The organism is Planomonospora alba, from assembly GCF_039534085.1.
In the GTDB taxonomy this organism is placed as follows: Bacteria; Actinomycetota; Actinomycetes; order Streptosporangiales; family Streptosporangiaceae; genus Planomonospora_B; species Planomonospora_B alba.
Window position 1 is genome coordinate 1 of record NZ_BAAAUT010000151.1, and the last position, 1,319, is coordinate 1,319.

Below are 1,319 nucleotides of genomic sequence, written 5' to 3' on the forward strand. Positions count from 1 at the left end.
TGAACCGATCCGGGTTTCGTGGAGGCCCTGAAGCCAGCATCATCTGCTGGCGGAAGGGAGAACCACGACACCATGCCAGCCCCCAGGAAGTACCCCGACGAACTGCGTGAGCGCGCGGTCCGGATGGTCTTCGAGATCCGCCGGCAGACCGGCGGCGCGCCCGGCGCCATCGCCCGCGTGGCCGACCAACTCGGCGTGCACCGCGAGGCCCTGCGCGGCTGGGTGCGCCAGGCCGAGATCGACGACGGGCAGCGGCCCGGCACCTCCACCAGCGACGCCCAGAAGATCGCCGAACTGGAACGCGAGGTCCGCGAGCTGCGTCGCGCAGGCGAGATCCTCAAGGCCGCGGCCTGTTTTTTCGCCAAGGAACTCGACCCTCGACCGCCCAGGTAGTCGCCTTCATCGACGCCCACCGCCATCGGTTCGGCGTCGAGCCGATCTGCGCGGTCCTCGAGGTCGCGCCCTCGACGTACTACGCCGCCAAGACCCGCCCGCCGTCGGCGCGAGCGCTGCGCGACGAGGAGCTCATGACCGAGATCACGGCTCTGTGGAGGGAGAACTTCGAGGTGTACGGCGTACGCAAGATATGGAAAGAGCTCAACCGCCAGGGCGTGCGCGTGGCCCGGTGCACGGTGGCCCGGCTGATGCGGCGGCTCGGCCTGACCGGCGCGATCCGCGGTGACCGCACAAAGCGCACCACGATCACCGAACCGGCGGCGGCGCGCCCGGCCGACCTGGTCGAGCGCGACTTCACCGCCCCTGCGCCGAACCGGTTGTGGGTGGCGGACCTGACCTACATCCCGACCTGGTCGGGGTTCGTCTACGCCGCGTTCGTCATCGACGCCTACTCGCGGATGATCGTGGGCTGGCGGCTGGCCGGCCACCTGCGCACCGACCTGGCCTTGGACGCGCTGGAGATGGCGATCTGGCGGCGCGGCGAGCGCCGTCTGGACGGGCTGGTCCACCATTCCGACAGGGGCGGTCAATATCTGGCGATTCGCTACACCGAGCGGCTGGCCGACGCCGGTGCGGTCGCCTCGGTCGGCTCGCGCGGTGACAGCTACGACAACGCGCTGGCCGAGACCACGATCGGGTTGTACAAGACCGAGCTGATCCACCGGAAAGGCCCGTGGAGAGGTCTGGACGACGTGGAGATCGCCACGATGGAGTGGGTCGACTGGTACAACAACCGGCGGCTGCACAGCGCCTGCGGCGACCGTCCTCCGGCGGAGTTCGAAGCTGCCTACCGAACCGACAACGGCCCGGCTATCCTCGCCGGAGCCAGATAACCCGGCCTCCACGAAACCCGGCGCGGTTCA

General features: G+C 69.5%; 1 protein-coding gene. It reads left to right on the forward strand.

All coding sequences use genetic code 11. The features are described from left to right. The first annotated feature begins 72 nt into the window (after positions 1-72). Positions 73-1,289 (forward strand): IS3 family transposase gene (locus ABD823_RS34355; protein ID WP_344867122.1). Its coding sequence is split into 2 segments (ribosomal slippage): positions 73-352 and positions 352-1,289, totalling 1,218 coding nucleotides; the frame shifts between segments, so codons are not numbered across the junction. The last annotated feature ends 30 nt before the right edge of the window (positions 1,290-1,319 follow it).